Origin of the sequence: Campylobacter devanensis (assembly GCF_002139915.1) — a bacterium.
Lineage (GTDB): Bacteria > Campylobacterota > Campylobacteria > Campylobacterales > Campylobacteraceae > Campylobacter > Campylobacter devanensis.
This window is the reverse complement of record NZ_CP018788.1, coordinates 550362-572889: the sequence shown is the minus strand read 5'-3', so window position 1 is coordinate 572889 and position 22528 is coordinate 550362. Positions and strand designations below refer to the sequence as shown.

General features: G+C 32.6%; 21 protein-coding genes. 6 read left to right on the top strand and 15 right to left on the bottom strand.

Annotated features, from left to right (window positions below; translation table 11 throughout):
* Window positions 1–197: 197 nt before the first annotated feature.
* Complete coding sequence (locus CIGN_RS02880; protein WP_086224759.1) at window positions 198–557, top strand: histidine triad nucleotide-binding protein; 360 nt, start codon at window positions 198–200, stop codon at window positions 555–557.
* A gap of 1 nt (window position 558) precedes the next feature.
* Here the strand turns inward: CIGN_RS02880 and CIGN_RS02875 are convergent, their stop codons facing one another.
* Genes CIGN_RS02875 through purD form a run of 6 tightly spaced genes read right to left on the bottom strand, consistent with a single transcriptional unit; the run spans window position 559 to window position 8161 of the window.
* Window positions 559–1401 (bottom strand): universal stress protein, encoded by an 843-nt coding sequence (locus CIGN_RS02875; protein ID WP_086226228.1) that lies wholly within the window; start codon window positions 1399–1401, stop codon window positions 559–561.
* An 11-nt stretch (window positions 1402–1412) separates the two neighbouring features.
* Window positions 1413–3593, bottom strand: a complete 2181-nt coding sequence (locus CIGN_RS02870) for a polyribonucleotide nucleotidyltransferase (protein ID WP_086302167.1) — start codon at window positions 3591–3593, stop codon at window positions 1413–1415.
* A complete protein-coding gene (locus tag CIGN_RS02865; RefSeq protein ID WP_086224762.1) occupies window positions 3594–4289 on the bottom strand; it encodes a phosphoribosyltransferase family protein in 696 nt (231 codons plus the stop codon).
* A complete protein-coding gene (locus CIGN_RS02860; protein WP_086302166.1) occupies window positions 4286–6469 on the bottom strand; it encodes an LPS-assembly protein LptD in 2184 nt (727 codons plus the stop codon). Before CIGN_RS02860 ends, CIGN_RS02865 begins: the two co-directional genes overlap by 4 nt.
* The gene (locus CIGN_RS02855; RefSeq protein ID WP_086224764.1) at window positions 6459–6917 is read right to left on the bottom strand and encodes an RDD family protein; all 459 of its coding nucleotides are present in this window, start codon (window positions 6915–6917) and stop codon (window positions 6459–6461) included. The genes CIGN_RS02860 and CIGN_RS02855 overlap by 11 nt, the downstream gene beginning before the upstream one ends.
* Complete coding sequence (gene purD / locus CIGN_RS02850) at window positions 6917–8161, bottom strand: phosphoribosylamine--glycine ligase (RefSeq protein WP_086302165.1); 1245 nt, start codon at window positions 8159–8161, stop codon at window positions 6917–6919. Before purD ends, CIGN_RS02855 begins: the two co-directional genes overlap by 1 nt.
* A 331-nt stretch (window positions 8162–8492) precedes the next feature.
* On the opposite strand from purD, the gene CIGN_RS02845 reads away from it, so the two are divergent.
* Genes CIGN_RS02845 through CIGN_RS02835 form a run of 3 tightly spaced genes read left to right on the top strand, consistent with a single transcriptional unit; the run spans window position 8493 to window position 10748 of the window.
* Window positions 8493–8975: a GNAT family N-acetyltransferase gene (locus CIGN_RS02845; protein ID WP_086228189.1), complete on the top strand. Its 483-nt coding sequence runs from the start codon at window positions 8493–8495 to the stop codon at window positions 8973–8975.
* Between the two features lie 19 nt (window positions 8976–8994).
* Window positions 8995–9615: a uracil-DNA glycosylase family protein gene (locus CIGN_RS02840; protein ID WP_086302164.1), complete on the top strand. Its 621-nt coding sequence runs from the start codon at window positions 8995–8997 to the stop codon at window positions 9613–9615.
* Window positions 9612–10748, top strand: coding sequence for a hypothetical protein (locus CIGN_RS02835; RefSeq protein WP_086302163.1), 1137 nt, complete (start codon window positions 9612–9614; stop codon window positions 10746–10748). The genes CIGN_RS02840 and CIGN_RS02835 overlap by 4 nt, the downstream gene beginning before the upstream one ends.
* A 29-nt stretch (window positions 10749–10777) precedes the next feature.
* On the opposite strand, the gene CIGN_RS02830 is transcribed toward CIGN_RS02835, so the two are convergent.
* From CIGN_RS02830 to CIGN_RS02800, 7 genes are read right to left on the bottom strand one after another with little or no spacing between them, the layout of a single operon-like run.
* Window positions 10778–11182 (bottom strand): YbgC/FadM family acyl-CoA thioesterase, encoded by a 405-nt coding sequence (locus tag CIGN_RS02830; protein WP_086233687.1) that lies wholly within the window; start codon window positions 11180–11182, stop codon window positions 10778–10780.
* Window positions 11182–11655 (bottom strand): DUF4149 domain-containing protein, encoded by a 474-nt coding sequence (locus tag CIGN_RS02825; RefSeq protein WP_086302162.1) that lies wholly within the window; start codon window positions 11653–11655, stop codon window positions 11182–11184. The genes CIGN_RS02830 and CIGN_RS02825 overlap by 1 nt, the downstream gene beginning before the upstream one ends.
* A complete protein-coding gene (gene prmC, locus CIGN_RS02820) occupies window positions 11655–12428 on the bottom strand; it encodes a peptide chain release factor N(5)-glutamine methyltransferase (protein WP_257789256.1) in 774 nt (257 codons plus the stop codon). Before prmC ends, CIGN_RS02825 begins: the two co-directional genes overlap by 1 nt.
* A 4-nt stretch (window positions 12429–12432) precedes the next feature.
* The gene (locus CIGN_RS02815; protein ID WP_086302160.1) at window positions 12433–13629 is read right to left on the bottom strand and encodes a M48 family metallopeptidase; all 1197 of its coding nucleotides are present in this window, start codon (window positions 13627–13629) and stop codon (window positions 12433–12435) included.
* Window positions 13630–13635: 6 nt separating this feature from the next.
* Window positions 13636–15015, bottom strand: a complete 1380-nt coding sequence (locus tag CIGN_RS02810) for a sodium-dependent transporter (RefSeq protein WP_086302159.1) — start codon at window positions 15013–15015, stop codon at window positions 13636–13638.
* A 9-nt stretch (window positions 15016–15024) separates the two neighbouring features.
* Window positions 15025–16953 carry a ribosomal protection-like ABC-F family protein gene (gene abc-f / locus CIGN_RS02805; RefSeq protein WP_086238689.1) on the bottom strand — a complete coding sequence of 643 codons (1929 nt, stop codon included), beginning with the start codon at window positions 16951–16953 and terminating at the stop codon, window positions 15025–15027.
* An 8-nt stretch (window positions 16954–16961) separates the two neighbouring features.
* Window positions 16962–18257: an MFS transporter gene (locus tag CIGN_RS02800; RefSeq protein WP_086302158.1), complete on the bottom strand. Its 1296-nt coding sequence runs from the start codon at window positions 18255–18257 to the stop codon at window positions 16962–16964.
* 199 nt (window positions 18258–18456) lie between these two features.
* Between CIGN_RS02800 and CIGN_RS02795 the strand changes: the two genes are divergently transcribed.
* Window positions 18457–19053 (top strand): M48 family metallopeptidase, encoded by a 597-nt coding sequence (locus CIGN_RS02795; RefSeq protein WP_181892520.1) that lies wholly within the window; start codon window positions 18457–18459, stop codon window positions 19051–19053.
* Here CIGN_RS02795 and CIGN_RS02790 read toward each other — a convergent pair.
* Complete coding sequence (locus tag CIGN_RS02790; protein ID WP_086233695.1) at window positions 19043–19909, bottom strand: carbon-nitrogen hydrolase; 867 nt, start codon at window positions 19907–19909, stop codon at window positions 19043–19045. The genes CIGN_RS02795 and CIGN_RS02790 overlap by 11 nt on opposite strands.
* Window positions 19909–20880: an agmatine deiminase family protein gene (locus tag CIGN_RS02785; RefSeq protein ID WP_181892544.1), complete on the bottom strand. Its 972-nt coding sequence runs from the start codon at window positions 20878–20880 to the stop codon at window positions 19909–19911. The genes CIGN_RS02790 and CIGN_RS02785 overlap by 1 nt, the downstream gene beginning before the upstream one ends.
* 139 nt (window positions 20881–21019) lie before the next feature.
* Between CIGN_RS02785 and CIGN_RS02780 the strand changes: the two genes are divergently transcribed.
* The gene (locus CIGN_RS02780) at window positions 21020–22519 is read left to right on the top strand and encodes an MBOAT family O-acyltransferase (protein ID WP_086302155.1); all 1500 of its coding nucleotides are present in this window, start codon (window positions 21020–21022) and stop codon (window positions 22517–22519) included.
* The last annotated feature ends 9 nt before the right edge of the window (window positions 22520–22528 follow it).

Here is a 22528-nt window from a genome sequence, read left to right as displayed (position 1 = left end):
TATTTTTATTGTATCTAAAATTTAATTAAAATAAATTGATACTAATTGCTTAAATTTATAATCACAACGATGCCAAATTTAAGCCTATTAAAAAATATTTAAACAACTTTAGTGAAAATCAAAAAATATTCAACATTATAGAAAATTATATAAAATTATCTGATATAATATAGCCAAATTTATATATAGGAGTTTAGATGTCTTGCATTTTTGATAAGATTGTAGCTGGAGAAATCCCTTCAAATAAGGTTTTAGAAAATGATAAATTTTTAGCATTTCACGATATAAATCCTAAAGCACCTGTTCATATCTTAATAATCCCTAAAAAGCACTATGAAAATTTTCAAGAAATGGATCCAGCTTTAATGGGTGAGATGACTAAATTTATCCAAGAGGTTGCAATAGTAATTGGTGTGGATAAAACCGGATATCGCTTAGTGACTAATTGTGGTGAAAATAGCGGTCAAGAGGTGATGCATCTACACTTCCATATGTTAGGCGGCACTATGCTTAAATGGACTGACAATCACCAACACGACCCAAAAAGTAGCTTCTAAACTACATAAATACCGGCACTGGAGTATTTTCTAAGAAATACTTCGTGCTACCACCTAAGAATATCTCTTTTACCCCATTTTCTCCATAGCTACTAGCTATAACCATATCAAATTCGCCTTTTAGTGTATTTTCTAATAAAGCCTCTCCTGGTATATTTGTGGTAGTAACCACCTCAAATGTAGCATTGATATTATGATACTTTAGATATTCAAGTAGTTTTGATTTAGCATTTAAAGCTGTATCATCATATTTTTTAGTTACGATAATATGAATATTTTTTGCTCTTTTTAAAATATTTATAGAATTTGTTAAACTTCTTGAGATACTTGTAGTACCATTCCAGCCAATTAATATATTATCCATACTAAATTTTTTCATCTCATTTGGTATAATAATAGCATTTTTGCCGCTATTTATTACCGTTGCATCAAATGTAGATGTCGCCTCGCCCTTTAATGGAGTCGCTGCCACAACTAAATCACAAAATTTCGCCTCATACTCATAAAGGCGACTTCGAATTCCATTTTGTGTCTCAAATTTCGCACTTGCTGTGCCTGTGATATCGCCGATGCTGATGCCTAATTCACCGCAAATTTTTTCAAAAATTTGGTAATTTTTGTTTTTTTGATCATTTAATTCAGTAGCAAAAGCACCTTTTAAAGACTCAAACATATTGCTTCTACTAATTGTCATATCTAAATTTGATATTAACTCAAGATCTATCTGAGAAGATAAAAAATCTATATGAGCACCAAATTCCTTAGCAATAAGCAAGCCACCATAAATATGATTTTGTATTTCATCATTATTAACTAATGGACAAAATATTTTTTTGATATTCATAAGCACCCCTTTTAAATTAAATCTAGCGAGATTTTACCAGCTTTTATCTCGCTTACTTTTACTTTAATGCGATCACCTTCTTTAATAGGTGATTTAATTTTTGAGATATGAAGAAGACCATCTACCCCATCTCTTAATGAGACAAAAGCACCAAAAGTAGCTATCTTTTTAATCTCTCCATCAAATTCCTCTCCAATTTTAAAATTATCTATATTTTTAACCTCTTTTTTACCACCTCTTATTTTTAGATCTTTTTGTGTGATTTGGATTATATACTCTTTGGCTGCTTCAACCTTGCCTTTTTGCGAACCAGCTACTTTAACCTCGCCCTTTTCTCTATCTAAATCGATGCTTACATCAAATTTCTCAATTATCTCTTTGATAGTTTTTCCAGCTTGACCGATGATATCAACTATTTTTGATGGATCTACGCTAAATAGCTCTAATTTTGGCAATATCTCTTCATTTATAACTATATCATCACTGGCTTTTTCCATAATGGCTAAGATATGTTCTCTAGCCTCTTTGGCTTGCAATAAAGCCTCTTTTAAAACTTCATGACTAATGCCGCCAAGTTTTATATCCATTTGTAGTGCCGTAATACCATCTTTGCTACCTGCTACCTTAAAGTCCATATCGCCATCATGATCTTCTAACCCCATAATATCAGTTAATACAGCATACTTATCACCTTCAAATACAAGCCCCATAGCCACACCTGCTACTAGCTTGCAACTTTGTACTCCAGCGGCTCTAAGCGCTAAAGAACCACCGCATACACTAGCCATAGAACTCGATCCGTTGCTCTCTAAAATTTCGCTTACTAATCTAATAGAATATGGACTATCTAAATCTATGCTTGGATACAAGGCTCTTTTGGCTAAATTACCATGACCTAGTTCTCTACGACCTGGAGCCTTAATAGGACTAGCCTCACCTACGCTAAAGCCTGGAAAATTATAATTAAACATAAATTTCTCTGCTACAACGCCCTTTTCTGTTAATATCTCGCTCATTTGTGCGTCACTATCAGTCCCTAAAGTTGCTACTACTAAAGCTTGTGTTTGCCCTCTTGTAAATAGACAACTACCATGTGCATTTGGTAATATATTTGTCTCGATACTAATTGGACGAACATCTTTAAGCCCTCTACCATCAGCTCTTTTTGATTCATTTATTATCTGTTCTCTTACGATTTTCTTCTTATATTTACCTAATATATTTAGTATTAAATTCTTATCCCAGCTTTCGCTTATAGCTGTATCGCTAAGAGCAATTTGATTAGCTATTTTAACTAATTCACTTGCTCTTTCACTTTTTGCCATCTGATTTATAGCGTTTTTAACTTCAGTTTTATAAAACTCATCTATATAAATTGCGATATCGTTATTTTCTATCTCGCTTTTATACTCTAAATTTGCTGCTGGTTTTTTATAATCTTTAAAGGCCTCTTCATAGGCATTAGAGCCATTTATGATAGCTTCATTAGCAAATTTAATCGCTTCAAGCATCTTAGATTCATCAAATTCATTCATTGATTGCTTTTGAATAAACTCACTACATAGACCCATATCCACTACTGGATCCATCGCTATCATAGAGGTTATATCATTAGTTAATGTCGGCAAGCTTCTCATCTCAATCATCAAAAGCTCATCTTTAACCCCAGCTACATATAGATCAAGTGTAGATTTTTTAAGTTCTGAATTGCTAGGATTTAAGACAAACTCACCATCAATATGCCCAACTCTCACTCCACACACTGGATGCTCAACTGGAATATCGCTTAAATACAAAGCTACACTTGCAGCATTTAATCCTACAACTTGTAAATCCACCTCTGGATCAGCACTTAATACCATAACTACTATTTGCGTAGGATATGCGTAGCCTTTTGGAAATAATGGACGAAGACTTCTATCTATTATACGACTTGTAAGAGTCTCAAATTCTCCTGGCTTTGTCTCACGCTTTACATATCCGCCAGGGATTCTACCAGCTGCATATTGTTTTTCTAAATACTGAACAGTCAAAGGCAAAAAATCCTCTTCAACTTGAGTATCTTCTCTTGCTATTGTAGCTAGTACTACGGTATTTTTTACCCTTAAAAGCACTGCTCCGCTAGCTTGTTTAGCAACTTTATTTAGATCAAAAATTTGAATTTGATTATTTACTTCTATACTGCACTGCATTTATATCTCCTTTGATTTTTGTATTTTTTGTAGTGGTAAATAGTGCGGACTATCTTCTAAAATAGACATAGCCGACTCTACTGCAACTCTAGAATTGTAATAAAAATCTACATCCACAAAATTGCTTATCTTTTTAGCATAATATAAACTATCAACCAAGGTATTAAAGTATGATAATATATCAGCTGCTATAAGTGGAGTGCCATATGTTATAGATTTTACATTTAAATTTATTAACGATTTAATGCATACAAGTGCTGTAATACCCGTTTGACATCCTAAATCAACTAATAAAATATTTCTACCTTGAAGATTTTCTAAAAGCTTACCTTTACGATATTTATAAACATTTTTTAAAATTTTTTCCTCATATTTACGGTGTGCTTCACCATAAATAAAATCTAAGCTTATATCAAAAGCATTAACCAATTCACTGTTATAAACAATCTCCTCAGTCTCGCTAACTATAGCAATTTCACACTCAGGATTATTTGGCGCATAAAGTCTCTCACTAAAAAACAGCTCATAACTAAGATCTAGCTCATTAGCAATAGCATTAGCCAAAACAACACTATCTAAAGATGAACAAACTACAACAAAATCGCCAGATATTAACTCATTATGTGGCAATACATCTAACAATTTACTTGCTGCATCTAGTTCATCTTGAAATTTAAGATCATTTGGGCTTATCAATTTGTGGCCTTATTATCTTGTTCAATGGAAAAATCATATCCAACATCCCCTAATGGATAGAAGCTAAAATATAGATACACGCCCTGGCTTTTTTTAGACTCTAATCCAGCGCTAGTATTTTTCGGTTCGATATCTTCTTTATAAATTAAGCTATAATCCCAGCATTTTCTTTTATAGTGGATACCGCCTTGCCACATTTTAGTATAATCCCTTTGCAGATCATAATCCACACCTGCAAATATCTCATAATTATATGGAAGTTTTAAACTTGCATTGCCACTTAGATAGCTCTCCTTATCATATGCATCGCCATCATAAAAGTTTTTATCATATGTATGCCAGATTCTAGTAGCAATTTTAGTTCCGCTATATGATATACCGGTTTGAATCTTTGCGATATCATGGTCTAAATGCGAATATTCTATTTTATTACCAAAATCAAAATTACCATAATATAGATTTATTCGATTCTCAAAACTCTCAAACTCATCTCTATCAAAATCATAGCTCTCTTTTACGCTGTGTCTTAGCACTTTTTGGCCATTAACATCGTAAAAAAATTGAGTTCCATCAAATGTTATTCGCTCAGTTGTAAAGCTATTTGAAACTCTATCGATAAAGTTATCTTCAAATAGTGCTAGATTATTTGGATCATAGGTTGCGCCATCTTTTATCATATAATACTTTAATAGCTTTTCGTTGATATCACCATTATTATACCCTGGTTTAATATAATCAAATTTAAAATTTATAGTATGATAAAAGCTGCTAAATGCCCTTGACATATCATTTTCTAACAAGATTCTATGATAATGGTTAATTATATCATCATAATGATTATTGTAAAAATCATTGCCATCATAGTACTTTGCTCTGTTATAATCAACATGTGAAGCGTATAAATTCTCACTAATATATAAATTTACATAATCATCAAATAATCCAAACTGTAATCCCAAAGGAATATCAATCTCATATTGATTAGCACTTGCACCAATTTCTCTAGTGTAATTATGATATTTAACATCAAATGAATAAGTCAAATTTGGCACTATAAAGGTATTAAAAAAGCTATGATATTGCACCTTTGGTAGCTCTTGAAGCGTATCATCATTACCATATTTTGTACCGATTTTTGCCGTATCAATATAGTATTTAGCATATGTACCTAGATAGTGATTATCTGTAGCAATAAAATAATTTAATCTAGATTCTACTAGTGAGGCATGACTAGATCCATCTCTACCACGTAAATTTAAATAATCAATATCATTTAGATTTACAAATTCAAGCCACAAGCCCTCTTTAAAATCACCATCAATTAAATAACTAATTAATCTATCTCTATCATAGCCTAACTCAATTCCACGATGCTGTTTATTTTTTAAATTCTCACGATTTTTATACTCACTTCTCTCATTAAATATTCCGGAACGAATATATCCATTAGAGTACGGTGAATCAGCAAATCTAAAAGTTGAATATAGCCCAACCCCTCTATTTGTACGGATTTGCGGGTCAAATTCTAAATCCCATTCATTATACTCAGCCACATAAATTGGCTGTAAATACACCAGTCCTTCATCTCCACTATATGACAACTGTGGAGTTAAAAGTCCAGTTCTTCTAGTCTTATCAGTGCTAAAACCAAAATATGGTAGATACATCACAGGGGTGTTTTTAACATAAAATACAGGATTGTAAAGATGTAAAAATTTGCTTTGTTTATTTAATTCACCGCTACTAAATCCTATATGCCAATCTGGATCGCTAACATTACAACTAGATACAATAGCATTTTTAACACTTAGCATCTCATCAGAACTACAACTCTCATTACTTTGGAGCCAAATCTCTTTTTTCTTGTCAATTGCAAAGCTTCTATCAAAGCTCATTTCATTAGTTGTAAGATTGATTCTAGCATATTCTGAGCGGCTGGCTTCATACTCACCACGCATTAAATTTACGTTACCAAATAGCTCTATAATATTACTTTTTTGGTCATACTTTGCACTATCAGCACTAGCTAAGTAGTTTTGTGAATATAACAAAACATTACCACTAGCACTGATTATATCGCCATCTTTTTGCACATCACTAGCTAAAAATTCGACATTTTCTATATTGGCCAAAAGCTCGCCACATAAAAGCCCAGCAAATGCTAGTAATCTAATACGCATTACAAACTACAGTCTTGGCTAATTTATCTTGCCATGTTTGCCGCTGAGAATTGCCAAGCGCCCACAAAAATCCAATATAAAATAGCGTCTCGCTCAAAAGCCTCATACAAGCTCTTAAAAAGCTACTACTAAGGCTAGGTCTAGATAGCATTACAGTATCTATACAAACAAGCTTGCATAACATTTTACCAGGAGTTGCAGCATAGTACCAGATAAAAAATGTATGATACGCCACTTTCATAAGCGCAATTTGCCAAAATAAATTTGATATCGCAGCTAATGTAGCCTCAACGCCAATATCACTGGCTCTAGCGATATAATCCCAATAAATTAACATAAATAGCACAGATATGATAACATCATCGATAGCATAAGCTAGAGCTCTCTTATTTATGCTTGCAATAGTAATATTTTCTCTATATAATTTCTCTTCTAAGCTCTCTCTCATTAAAGCGCCTGATATCCGATATCATCACGGTATTGCATACCATCAAATTGAATATTTTTAGCTAGTTCATAAGCTCTATCTCTAGCCTCTTTTACACTCGTTCCTTTACCTACAGCTACTAGTACTCTACCACCTGTTGCATATAATTTACCGCCTTCTAACGACACTCCAGCATATGCTATATGCGAGTTTTGTGGAATATTTTCTACGCTTATTTTAGCTGCTGGACTGCTTTTATATGGATAATCTTTACTAGCTAGCACCACGCCTACAGCAATCTCATTTTCTAGTTCAAATTTACTTAATTTTCCAAGTGCTGCACCGTGCAAAATCTCACCTAGCTCACCACGAATTAATGGCATTAAAACCTCACACTCTGGATCGCCAAATCTAACATTAAATTCAAGCACATATGGCACATCATTTACCACCATTAATCCTACAAATAATACCCCGCAAAATGGCGCATTCTCAGCTTGCATTCCTTTAAGTGTTGGTTCTACTACCTCTTTTTCTACTCTTTTTATTAGCTCTTCATTGGCTAATGGGCTTGGTGCATAAGCACCCATTCCACCAGTATTTGGGCCTTCATCGCCGCTTAGCAATCTTTTATGATCTTGTGCTACTGGAAGTGAGACGAAGCTATTTCCATCACAAATAGCAAAAAAACTAAGCTCAAATCCACCTAAAAACTCTTCTACTACAACTCTCTTACCAGCTGCACCAAAACTTTCCCCGCTTAACATATCTTTTACAGCAGTCTTAGCCTCATCTTTGCTCTTAGCAATTATTACACCCTTTCCAGCACATAACCCATCTGCTTTTACTACAACTATATCGCCTAAGGTATCAATAAATTCAGCCGCTTCGTCATAATTATTAGTATTTATAAATCTTGCTGTTCTTATGCTATTTTTGGCTAAAAATTCCTTCATATATGCTTTTGAACTCTCTAATCTTGCAGCAGCACGTGATGGACCAAAAATAGTTAAATTATTAGCTTTAAAGATATCAACCACACCATCGCTTAAAGCATTTTCAGGACCAACTATAGTAAGTTCTATTTTATTTTCAAGTGCGAATTTAGCAAGATCATTAAAATCTTTAATATCTACATTTTGACCCAAATTTGCAGTTGCTCCATTACCTGGCGAGAAAAAAAGATTATGTGTTTGGTTATCTTGAGTTAATCTAAGTCCAATGGCGTACTCTCTACCGCCACTTCCAATAATGAGAATATTCATATAATTCCTATAAATTTAAAATACCCAGATGGTCGGTGCATAGTAGAATCGGCCCTAATATAAAGCCAATCTTGCAAATAGGCAGCAGCTTTAGGTCGCAGCTTCTAAACCGTTAGGCATCAAGCAAAGTCACGTCACACCACTCTGCACATCTTCGCTAATACTAATTTGTTGGACCTTCATAAAAATGCTATCGAGTCATCCAGGCAGGGAAATTATATCAAATTTGACTTAAATTTTAGATAGTTTATTGGATTTTAAATCAAATTTTTTTCAAATTCAGCTCCAAATTGCTATAATCTAGCATAAATTTTAAAATTTAAGGTAGAAAATGTATAAAATTAGACCAGCTAAAAAAGATGATATCAAAGATATAATTAATCTTGTTAAAGAACTAGCTGAATATGAAAAGATGAGCGATAGGATAAAATTTAGTGATGAATTATTTCAAAATTCTATTTTTGAAAAAAAATACGCTCACATTTTAGTTTGCCAACATAGCGAAAAAATCATAGGATATGCTATATATTTTTATACCTTCTCTAGCTTTCTTGGGCGTGCGGGGATATATTTAGAGGATTTATATGTTCAGCCTAAATTTCGTGGTAATGGTATTGGTAAACAATTTTTAGCCATTCTTGCTAAAAAATGCATTGATGAAGGATTGGGGCGACTAGAGTGGGAGTGTTTGACTTGGAATGAACCAAGCTTAGAGTTTTATTATAAACTTGGTGCTAAAAATAGAGATGAGTTTTTTCATCTTAGACTCGATGGTAAAGAGTTGGAAAATTTAGCAAATTTTATTAAAGATTAAATAGCTTTTTGGTAGTATAATGGACAAAAATTATACCATTTACAAGCTTGAGACATTGCGTGCAATGGGTTTTAAATTTGTTAGCTTTGATGAGATTTTACCACATAAAATATCTGAGTTTAACTCTTTAAAGCTATTAAATACACAAATAAAAAGCTGTAATCTTTGCCAGCTATGCAAAAGCCGAACTAACGCAGTCATTGGTAGTGGAAATATTAGTAGTGGTGTAGTTTTTGTGTTTGATAGTCCAAATGTTAGAAGCGATAAAAATGGTCTTTGTACTCCTGATGATTCGCTTTTGCGATATTTAAATTTAGCTGGACTTAACGCAAATGAGATATATTTTACATATATTTTAAAATGTATTAATAAGCAGAATAATTGGTATTATAATGATATTTGTACAAAGTTTTTTGACCAAGAACTTGCAATCATTAAACCTAAGTTTATTGTAAGCTTTGGATTAAATTGTTTTAAAGAACTAGCTAAAAATGGCTCATTTGAGAGCCATAGAGGTGGCATTTATAGACTTAAAAATTCACTTTATATGCCGACTTTTGATAACGCTTGGATAGACAAAAATCCTAGTAAAGCTAATGAGTTTATAGCAGATTTAAAAAAAATAAAAGGATATTTATGAAAAATTTAATTATTTCATTTTTTATGATTTTTATAGCAGTCATACAGGCAAATTCGCAATCTAGATGTGATAAAGAGTGCTTAAAAGAGTTATCTCGTGGGGTTGATTTTATCCAATTTATCTACACTCCGCTAACTATGAGCGAACCTTTTAAGAGCTACTATGCTGGTATTAAAAAGCTTGCAACCATTCCAGAGATTGAGATTGGCCGCAAAGATATAAAAGTTGCCCTAATAATTCCTCAAGATGTAATAAAAAGCTACTCTGTAGTAGTAAGTGATTCAGTTTTTGCATATATTTTCAAACGTGATGTTGGTTCGCATATTGAGATATTTTATAGCGGTAATGAGAGTGCAGAAAATCTAAATTTAGCTATAAACAGAGCAAAAAATGCTGGATTTAAATATCTTATTGCTCCACTAACAACAAACGGCTTAGAGATTGTAAATAGCGATGATTATGATGATTTAATATTTTACATTCCAACAATCAATATCAAAAATATTTCAAACCCAAGATCAAATTTATTCTTTGGTGGCATTGATTATGAAGCACAAATTCAAAAGCTATTAACAAAAGCCAACCATAAAATAACCGCATTTGGCGATGGTAGTAGAGTCTCAGATATGCTAAATAATCTAGTTGCTAATAACACAAATGAACCATATATTAAGAATATAGAAGGTAGTGATATAAAGCTAAATTTCTTAAAAAATAATTATAAGGTTAAAAATAGCTCTATATTTTTAAATACTCCATTAATTAAAAGTGCACTACTTAGTTCGCAATTTAGAGTATTTGAACTTACACCTCACATACTGCTCTCAACTCAGCTTAACTATAATAGCGCTTTAATCAGCCTTACTCAAAGTGGTGATCGTAAAAATATGTATATTGCTAACTCCATAATGACTCCTGATAGCCAACTAGAGACACTTAGTGCTATTTTAGGAGAAAAGCTTGATTATGATTGGGTAGCTTACTCTACAATGATTGGAATGGATTTTATATATCTAAATTACATAAACAAAAGCGCAAAAGCTATCTTTAAAGAAGAGATGCAAAATAATCAAATACAATACAATATAAATATTATGCGTGCTGGAAATTATGGATTTTATTTTGATGAGTAGTAGTAATAGGTAAATCCTATTACTTAGCTTTAATGTTCATTTAACTGGCCAAAAACTCTAGCAAATTCTGGCTCAAGTCTAGAGAGCTTTCCATCGCTAATAAACCCTACTATAACCTTTGCACGAAATATCAATTCACGCTCACACTCTCCTTTAATGTTTGCTACTTTATATATATCTTGAGCTAGGGTTAAACTTACACTGCCAACCTTGACAAGCTTGGTTTGAACATCTAATATATCTCCTAAAACAGCAGGTTTTAAATAGTGTGCTTCAAGCTTTGTAACTACAAAGTGGCGACTATCATTAAATTCAATTCCAGAAGCAAATACTATCTCACTTCTAGCACGCTCACAAAATTTAATATAATTGCTATGATATACTATCCCACCACTATCTGTATCTTCGTAATAAATTCTAACCTTTAATCCCATTAACTCTCCTTACGCACCCTAATGAAAAATAGCGCCACTTGAGCCAAGATCATTGCTTTCATCACAAATTCACTAGCTTTATGCATACTAGCAAATTCAGCCGTAGCAGTCGCTTCAGCGCCGATTTTTTGAGCTTGAAGAATATATGGCGTGAAATAAAATACAAACGACATAGCCAAAAGAGTTATAATAAGTGCTAAGAAAAACGCACTAATTTTATAATTAAAACTCTCACTATTTTTCAAATTAATAATCTCAAAAAGAAAAATTAGCGATGAGATAAATATCAACATCACATTATATTTTAAAAATACTTGAGTCATTAATTGACCGCTTTGATAGTGGCTCAAAACTCCTTCGCCAATATATTGCGATGGATAAAATATCACAGGCGCCATAAATATCCCAATAGCAAGCTCAGCACCAATACAAATACCAAGCAAAAGCAGATAAAAACTTCTAAATTTAACCATTATTTTCCTTTATTATAAGCTACAAACCCACGATCTAATCCAGCTAAATCGGTATAAAATTCACTTTGAAAATCAAGCTTATCAAGATAATTTTTCATAGATTCTCTTTGATCATAGCCCATTTCGCAAATTAAATATTTAGCTCTAGATTTTGCTAGATTAATAATATCTTTTAATATCTCATCACCAATTTGACCACCTATTAATGCTGTTTTTGGCTCACTTAAAACCCATTTATCCAGCGGATAATTGGCTGCAATATATGGCGGATTAGAGATAATAATATCAAAATCACCATTAACTTTATCAAGATAATTTGACTCTATTAGCTCTATATCGACTTGAAATTTCTCTTTATTTATCTTAGCATACTTGAGTGCATCTAAGCTAATATCAGTAGCAATTATTTTAGCATTTTTAAGCTCTAAGGCTAAAGATATACTAATAATTCCACTCCCAACACCAATCTCAGCAATCCTTGGTGCATTAAATTTACTAGCTATCTCTAGGGCTTTTTCTATCAAAATCTCAGTCTCAAATCTTGGGATTAAAACTCCCTGCCCTACCTCAAAATCTCTTCCCATAAACTCACAAGAACCAAAAATATACTCTAATGGCTCTCCATTTTTATATCTATCTAATAATTCTATAAATTTATCTTTTTTAGCCAACTCATCATTTAAATGTAAAAATATCCACTCTCTACTTTTTTTTAAATGAAACTCCATTAATAAGTACGCAAAACGATTGCCAAATTCCTTGGCTAAGTTCAAACCATCACAAATTCTCAAGACGCTTTAGCCTCTCAAATAGGGTTGGATGTGAATGATATACAAAACTATAAAATGGATGAGAAAGTGGAAAAGATTTATTTTCTTTACCAAGTTTTTTAAGAGCTGATATCATATACTCTTTATTAGTTTTATTAGCGCCAAATTCATCAGCGCCAAATTCATGCGACCTAGAAAATGTCGATATTAAAGGCTCTACAACCACCATAAAAAGTGAAGAGTATAGCAAGAAAAAGATAAACAATCCGCCACCACTTTGTTCTAATCCAAGTGCGGTATAAATATTAACTGGAATATTTCCAAAAATTGCAAAAAAACCAAATAAAACCGCACCCATTAAGGCTATATTTTTAATTATATCTTTATGTTTGAAGTGGCCAAGCTCATGGCCAAGAACTGCTATAATCTCATTTTTATCAAGTTTGTTTATTAATGTATCAAATAATACTACTCTCTTAGTCGCTCCAAGCCCACCAAAATAAGCATTTAATCTATTATCTCTTTTACTAGCATCCATACTATATATACCACTACTTTTAAATCCACATGAGTTTAATAGATTATTTATAGCTAAATTTAACTCATCATTTTGCAATGGAGTAATCTTATTAAATATTGGAGCAATAATTGTCGGATATATCAAATTTACTAACAAAATTAATCCAAAACTAATCGCAAAAGCCCATATCCACCAGCTCTGCCCTAAAAACTCATAGCAATTTAATAAAATCCATGAAACTCCAAACCCAAATACAAAAATCATTATTATAGTTTTAATAAAATCCATAGCAAAAAGCCCAACTGTGCTATTGCAAAAGCCAAATTTCTTATCCATTACAAATTTACTATATATCTCAAAAGGTAGGTTAATTACTGCCCCAATGACTAAAAATAAAGCAACAAGCAAAGCATCTCTTACTATAACCATCTCTATACCACTAAGGCTAGAAGCCAAAGCACTAGCGCCCCATACGCTCCATATAGCTACAGTAATAAATAGAAAAATATTATGAATTATCTCAAATTTTTGCTTTTGTATTGCTACGATTGCGGCATTATGAAATTCTGCCTCAGGCAATACTACTGGCTCCTTACATCTTTTAATGTAATTTATCTGTAAGATACTTAAAACCACTCTATAAATTGTAAATAAAGCATACAAAGTAATTAAAATTTCAAGCATAAAAACTCACTTTAAAAAATTATTATAAAAACTACTAATAAATACAACTAAGATTATAAATGGAATTACAAATTTAACATAATAAAACCACATATTTACAATAGTTTTTGAGCTTTTCGTTCCATACATTATCTCAGCTTTAGCCTCATCTTTTAGCACCCAACCAACAAAAAGCGCACAAAACAAAGAAGTCAGCACAAAAAATATAGTAGCACTAATAGCATCATAAGCATCAAATATATTTTTACCAAAAATTGTAATATCTGATAGGATATTTGTCGCCATCAAAGAAGGGATATTGCCAACTACAAAAATTACACTAAGTACTAACACAATAGCATTATGGCGTTTAATTTTAAATTTTTCTTCTAAAACAGTAATAATAACCTCATAAATTGGCAACGAAGTAGTAAGTGCCGCAATCATAAGTAGCCCAAAAAATGCAATAGCCATAATCTGACCAGCAAACATACTAGAAAATACTATTGGTAAACTCTTAAATACCAAACTTGGTCCACTATCAGGAGAAATTCCAAAAGTAAATAAAGATGGAAATATCATAAATCCAGCTACTACGGCAATTACGGTATTTACAACCCCAGTAATTACTGAGGTTTTTATAAGATCTTCATCCTTTCTTAAAAAGCTAGAAAGTGTAATCATAACCCCAAATCCAAGCGATAATGCAAAGAAAACTTGACCTAAAACATCGATAAATAGCTTCATAGTTATTTTACTAAAATCAGGCGTAAGATAGAATTTAATACCTTCAATAGCTCCATCAAGTGTGACATTCCTAGCAACCATAGCTAGCATCAATATAAATAGTAATGGCATTAGATATTTAGCGGCCTTTTCTATTCCATCTACTGCACCTTTTACTAATATAATATAATTAATAAGCACAAAAATAGCTGTCATAATACCAATAGCAAGTGGCGAATTAATAATATTTGTCTCATAAAATTCAGCTGTTACAGCAGCACTAATTGGCTGTGAAATATCAAATCCACCAACAATAATATTATATATATAATCTAACACCCAACCGCCAATTACCATATAATACGCCATAATACCAAAGGCGCCACAAATCCCCATCCATCCGACAATTTTCCACAATGGATTTACTTTTTTACCATTTGCGTAACCACCAAATGCATCTACTGAGTTGATATGTAGTCTTCTACCTATGGCATTTTCAGCTAAAATCATTGGAATGCCAATAACAATCATCGCTATACAAAATATAAGAACATAAGCACCACCGCCATTTTGGCCTACTAAATATGGAAAACGCCAAGTAGCGCCAAAGCCGATAGTAGCACCCGCAACAGCTAAAATATATGTAAGTCTAGAACTCCAAGTTTGTCTATTTTCTACCATTGATATCCCTTAATTTTGAGAAAGCTCAAGCACCTCAAAATACTCATTTTCTAGCAAATTCAATTCACCCTTTTTCTCTTCAAGCTCTTCAAATAAAGTTTGTAAGCCTATTTTTTGGTAAATTTCTGGGGTTGAAAGAGCGTGATTCAATTCACTTATTCTGCTCTCTAAAGCTTCTATTAGTGCTGGGTGATTTTGTAGAATTTGATTTTGCTTATAGGTTAGTTTAACCTTAGATGTTTTTTGTTTCTCTTTAGTTTCTATGTTTTGACCTAGCTCTGATTCTATATCACTTAGCTGATTTAGCTCCTCTTCTATATCTAAGTATTCACTATACTCCATATAAATTTGCTCGATTTTGCCATTTTCATACGCCCAAAGCTTATTAGTAATCTTATCTATAAAATACCTATCATGGCTTACTATTAATATCGCTCCTTCAAAGCTAAGCAGATACTCCTCTAAAATATTGATAGTAGCTATATCAAGGTCATTTGTAGGCTCATCTAAAATCAAGCAATCATACTCTTTGGTAAATAGCAAAGCTAAGGCCAAACGATTCTTCTCTCCACCGCTTAATACCCCAACTGGCTTATCTAAAAACTCTTTTGGAAATAGAAAATTCTTTAAATATCCATAGACATGATAATTTCTTCCACGAACCATTATATGATCGCCGCCATTGGGACAAAATAGCTCAATTAAGGACTTATCATCGCTAATACTCTTTCTGCTTTGATCAAAATAGCCAATTTTGATATCGCCACGATTGATTACACCACTATCTGGGCTTAGCTCTCCTAGCAATATCTTTAGCATAGTAGATTTACCGCTACCATTTCTACCTACTATTCCTATGCGCTCACCTTGTAAAACCCTAGCGTTAAAATCGCTAAAAAGTACCTTATTATCTATAGTTTTAGATAAATTTTTACACTCAAATAGCATCTTTTTGCGATTTTGATTTAATCCACCACCATTAAAACTCTTACTAGCTCTTTCTAGCTCTAGTTTAACTCTTCTAATTAATCCTGGATTTTTCTTAGCCTCTTCACGCATAGCTAAGATTCTTTGTTTTCTACCTTCATTGCGTTTTAGCCTTGCTTTTACACCGCGTCTTAACCACTCTTCTTCGCTTTTTAAATTTTTTATTAGTGTCTCGTGAGATTTAGCTAAGCTTCTTAGAATTTCCTCTTTTTTGGTTAGATAATTAGCATATCCTCCATCAAAACTTCTTAATGCTCCATCTTCAATCTCAACTGAACGAGTAGCAAGTCTATCGATAAAATACCTATCGTGACTAATAAATACAATTGTTTGATTAGATGCTAATAATAGCTCTTCAAGAAATCTCACCATATAAACATCAAGATGGTTTGTAGGCTCATCAAGCAACAAAACATCTGGCTTTTTAAGGATCAAAGCACCCAAGGCAACCCTGCGAATTTCCCCGCCGCTTAAGCTATTTACAAGCCTATTTTCATACTCTCTAAGGCCAAAACTATCTAAAATTCTCTCAATTTTATTTTCTATATTCCAACCATCTTTAGACTCAATAAATTTAACAAGCTCATCTTGGAGGTGGAGCAATTCAGGATTTTCATGCTCATTGCTCATTTGAGCTAGGACTTTCTCATACTCATCTCTAGCATCAAATATCTCTTTTAATTCATAATTTAATGCATCTTTTACGCTTAAATTATCATTAAATTTAGGTGATTGAGCTAACATCTCAATACTTATTGAGTTTTGCCTTATCACTCTACCGCTATCAATCTCGCACTCTCCACGCAAGATCTTCATTAATGTACTCTTACCGCCACCATTTTTACCTATTATGGCGATTCTTTCTTTTTCATTTACACTGAAATTCGTCTCATTTAAAATAATTTTATCGCCAAATTTTTTACTAACTTCTATAAGATCAATAAGAGCCATATCAATTCCTATATGTTAAGATCTTTGCGTCTAAGCATAAACCATATACTACAACCAGCAGCTATAAAGCCAAGAACTACCATATAATACGCCAAATACATAGGGTCAAATTTAAATACCATAGCAGTAGCAAATGGAGTAGTAACACCACCAGCTATAGCATAAGCAATATTATAAGCAAATGAAATCCCACTAAATCTAAGTTTATTAGGAAATATTGCAATCATCAAAAATGGCGCCCCACATGGACCAACACAAGCCAGTAAGCCACTAAGCAAATAAAGCCCTAGAACCATCTCAAAACTCACCCCACTATAAAGCGCATCAAAATAGGCATAAACACTAATTGAAAATAATAAAGCCAATACTAAAGTAGTTTTAGCAATACCATATTTATCACTTAATCTACCATAAATAAAACAACCAAAACATAAAAGAACTATAGCACCCATCTGCATATATATAGTTGTAAGACGCCCTAACTCAACTCCATCAGCGTTAAATGCCTTAGGCATAAAATTTGGCATTAAAAGTATAAGAACAACAATACATCCAGTTAAAACCCAAGTGATAAGCATAGATGCGATACTATCAATTTTATGAAATTTAAATATGGATTTTAAAGGAATTTTATCAAGCTCATTTCTCTCTTGCATCTCTTTAAATACCGGAGTTTCACTTAAATATCTTCTAAGATATATAGATATAATCCCAAAGACACCACCTAAAATAAATGGCAATCTCCACATCCCATCTCTAATCTCATTATCACTCCAAATATCTTTAACAATCATAGTAACAAAACTACCAAGCAAGATACCAGCTACAACTGCTGCTGTTAGAATGCTTATGCTAGTATATAGCTTTCCACGAGGTGCATGCTCACTAACAAATACCCACGCTCCAGGAAGCTCTCCGCCAATTGCAATACCTTGTAAAATTCTAATAATAACTAAAATAATTGGTGCTAAATATCCAATACTTTCAAATGTTGGCATAATACCTAATAAAAATGTAGGAATAACCATAAGTAAAATAGAGAGCATAAACATATTTTTACGGCCATTTTTATCCCCAAAATGTGCCATAATCACCCCACCAATCGGCCTAGCTAAATATCCAGCAGCAAAGGTGCCATATGTATTAAAAATAGCCCAAAATGGATCTAAATCAGCCGGAAAAAATAGCAATGATATATAAGAAGCAAAAAATACAAAGATAATAAAATCATAAAACTCAAGCATTCCACCAAGAGATGAAAGCCCCAAAATTCTAATGTCTGATCTACTAAATGATCTAGCCATCTTATTCCTTGTTTAAAAAATTAAATCTAGTATTATACAAAAGCATTACTAAAATAGAGTTTAATAATAAAATCAAATACTAAATCAAATACTATTTATTTAAAAAATATTTAAATTTAAAATTTAAATTTTGAATATTTTTTAATAAATATAGCAATAATTTAGATAAAATCTTGAAATTTAATCTTAAGGAATTAGCTTGATAGAGTATGAGGGTTTTAAAATAGAATATAGCAAAAAACGGGTAAAATATCTACGCTTAAAGATTACTAAAACTGGCGATATTAAGCTAGTAGCTCCACTCAATGCAAGCAAATTTCAGATAGAAAGCTTTATCTCATCTCATACTAAATGGATAGAAAGAACCCTATCAAAAATCCCAAAAACAGACCCAAACTCTATAAAATTTCTAGGTAAAAGCTATCAAATTCAAATTTCACCAGATTTTAAAATTATTGATAATCAAATATTTACACCAGATATTCAAACTTTTACAAACTACGCAAATAGCATATTAAAAGATCTAATAAACCAGTATATAAATATATATAATCTTAAAATAAATAGACCTATAAATGCCATAAGAATCAAAAAGATGAACACAAGGTGGGGGAGCTGCAATAGTAAAAAAAGGTATTTAAATTTCAGCACCCAGCTAATCCAAAGAGATAAGAGATTTATAGAATATGTGGTGCTTCATGAATTAGCTCACCTCATCTATCCGCACCACCAAAAGCAATTTTATGATTTTATTCTAAGTTTAATGCCTGATTTTAAAGATAGGCTCAATCTATAAATCTTTTTGTGATATCGCCGTAAGACTCAACTCTTCTATCTCTTAAAAACGGCCACCATCGCCTAACTTCTTCGCATTTTTTCATATCTATATCTACTATTTGGACGATCTCATCGGTTGAATTTGACCTAAATAGCTCCACGCCTTGAGCATCAAAAACAAAGCTATTCCCCCAAAATCTAATCCCACCACCGCACTCATCGCTCTCAAATCCTACACGATTAACAGCGATAACAGGTAGATTATTGGCTACAGCATGCCCTCTTTGGACTGCTACCCAAGCTTCTAATTGAGCCGATTTAGTCGCTTCATCGTCTCCATCAAACCATCCAATTGCCGTTGGATATATCAAAATTTTAGCCCCGCTTAAAGCCATCAATCTAGCCGCTTCTGGATACCACTGATCCCAACAAACTAAAACCCCAAGCCTACCTAAACTCGTATCAATAGGCCTAAAACCTAAATCACCTGGCGTAAAATAGAATTTCTCATAAAAATTTGGATCATCAGGGATATGCATCTTTCTATATTTGCCTGCTTCTTTTCCATCGCTATCAAATACAACTGAAGTATTATGATATAAGCCCTCAGCTCTCTTCTCAAATAGCGAAGTTACTAGCACTACCTTATTATCCTTAGCTACATTAGACCAATAAATTTTATCTTTTTCATAATCATTTGCTAGATCAAATTTACCCACGCTCTCATCTTGACAAAAATACGCCCCTTGATGAAGCTCTTGAAGCACGACTAGCTGCGCTCCATCTTTAGCAGCTTTTTGAATCATCTGTGTAGTATGCTTAATTGTGCTATCTTTGTCCCCATAATATCTATGTGCGATTAATGCTACTTTCACTATTTTATCCTTTTAAATCTATTTTGGCTTGAGCAGTGTAGGCTACCATTTTGTCTGATAAAGACTCTACTATCTACGCCTATTATATCTCTATTTGGCAAGGCCTTTTTAAGAGAGTTTATAGCCCTTTGATCTGCGATTTTATCTCCATATGTAGGCACTATCAAAGCACCATTTATAAAGATAAAGTTACAATATGTAGCTCCAAGGCGTCTATCATTGTAATAAACTGGCTTAGGTAAATTGAGTGCTATAAGCTCAAATCCACTAGATTCTAGCTCTTTTTTCATCAAATTTAACTCCACAAAATGCTCATCACTCTCATCATCACAAGCTGCGTAAGCTATGGTATTTGGGGATATAAATCTAGCTAGAGTGTCTATATGACTATCGGTGTCATCGCCTTTTATAAATCCATGATTTAACCAAACTATCTTTTTTAACCCAAACAGATCTTTTAGCCTTATCTCAAGCTCATCTTTACTAAGTCTATTTCTATTATCATTTAATAAGCACTCAGTGGTTGTAAGCATTACTCCATCACCATTAAAATCGATACTACCACCTTCTAAAATCAAATTAATCTCTTCTAATTTAGTTCCAAAATGCTCAAATAATTTCTTATTTACTGCATCATCTTTGCTACTGCTAAATTTACCGCCCCAAGCGTTGAATTTAAAATCATAGCTGATAATCTCATCACCTAAATTCACATCTATCGCACCATAATCTCTAATCCAAGTATCATCGGTATCAATTTGTAAAAATTCGCAATTTTTATACTTCTTAAACCTAACAAAATCACTTGAATTTGGGGCGATCAATAGCACTTTTTGGTAATTACTAACCACCCTTACTAACTCTTCATAGCTATCTAAAATTTCATCTAAATACTCAGCCCAATCGCTATTAATATGCGGAATGCTAAGCATCAAAAGCTCTTGGTCTTCCCACTCGCCAAAGGCTCTAATCTTACCTAAATTTGACATCAACATACCTTTAATTAAATCCCAAAAGAATAACAAAAAAAATTTTAAAATCCAATAAACTATAGATTAAATTTAGCAATTTTTTGCTATTATTTTGGGATATTTTTACAAAAGGAGATTTATGGTTTTTAGCTCTTATGCTTTTATATTTGGCTTTTTGCCTGTTATGATAGTTGGATTTTATCTATTAAAATACCTTAATTATCATAGGGCTTCTAATATATTTTTAGTCCTTGGAAGTCTATTTTTCTATGCTTTTTGGAATGTTTTGTATCTGCCTATTTTGGTTGGGTCGATTTTGATAAATTACCTTATCGCTAGTAGAATTTTATCTATCAAATTAGCCAAATTGGGGGGGGGTAAGAGCCTTTTAATCATTGGAATTATCCTTAATCTTAGCTTACTTGGGTTTTTTAAATATACAGATTTTTTCTTAGAAAATTTCAATCTCTTTAATCAAATTTTAAATTTAAATTTCAATATCCCCTTGCCGCATATAGTTTTGCCTTTGGCTATATCATTTTTCACTTTTCAGCAGATCGCATTTTTAACTGATTGCTATAAAAATGTAGATATCAATGACCTAAGGGAGCATGGTAAAAAAATAGATTTTATAGATTATTGCTTGTTTATCAGCTTCTTTCCGCAATTAATCGCCGGACCAATAGTCCATCACAAAGAGATGATGCCACAATTTAAAGCTAATGAGACTATCCCTACTCAATATCAATCCATAGCCAAAGGGCTATTTATCTTTAGTATTGGACTATTTAAAAAGGTATTTATCGCAGATAGCTTTGCGAAGTGGGCTAATGCTGGATTTAGCTATGTAGAAAATGGCGGGGTAATGAATATCATAGAGTCATGGGTAACATCGCTTTCATATACTTTTCAGCTATATTTTGATTTTAGTGGGTATTGTGATATGGCTATTGGGCTTGGGCTGATGTTTGGTATCATCTTGCCTATAAATTTCAACTCGCCATATAAATCATTAAGCATAACCGAATTTTGGCGTAGATGGCACATAACCTTAGGTAGATTCTTAAAAGATTATCTATATATTCCACTTGGCGGAAATAGATTTGGCAAGATTTTAACCCTTAGAAATCTCTTTATTGTAGCGTTTTTAAGTGGAATTTGGCATGGTGCTGGATGGGGATTTGTGATTTGGGGTGCGCTTCATGGCGTTGCTATGGCGATTCATCGAATTTATCTATATTTTGATATCTCATTAAGATACGCAAATTCAAAAATCTATAAAATTTTTTGCTGGTTTATAACATTTAATTTTTTAAATATCACTTGGATATTTTTCAGAAGTCAAAACTTAGATGGGGCTTTAAATTTGCTTAAAGGAATGTTTGGGATTGTCTGGATAGAATTGCCACAAAAGCTTAGATTTCCTTTGATTTTAGAGCAAATTGGCGGTAGAAATGATACTATCATATATCTTATCATCGCACTAATCATAACTCTAATGCGCAAAAATAGCATTGAGATGCTAAATTCATTTAAGCCAAATTTAAAAAACGCAATTTTCGCTGGATTGTTGCTATATATAGCACTCATCACACTTAGTATAACTCCATATGTAGAATTTATATATTTTAATTTTTAAGGTTTTAAC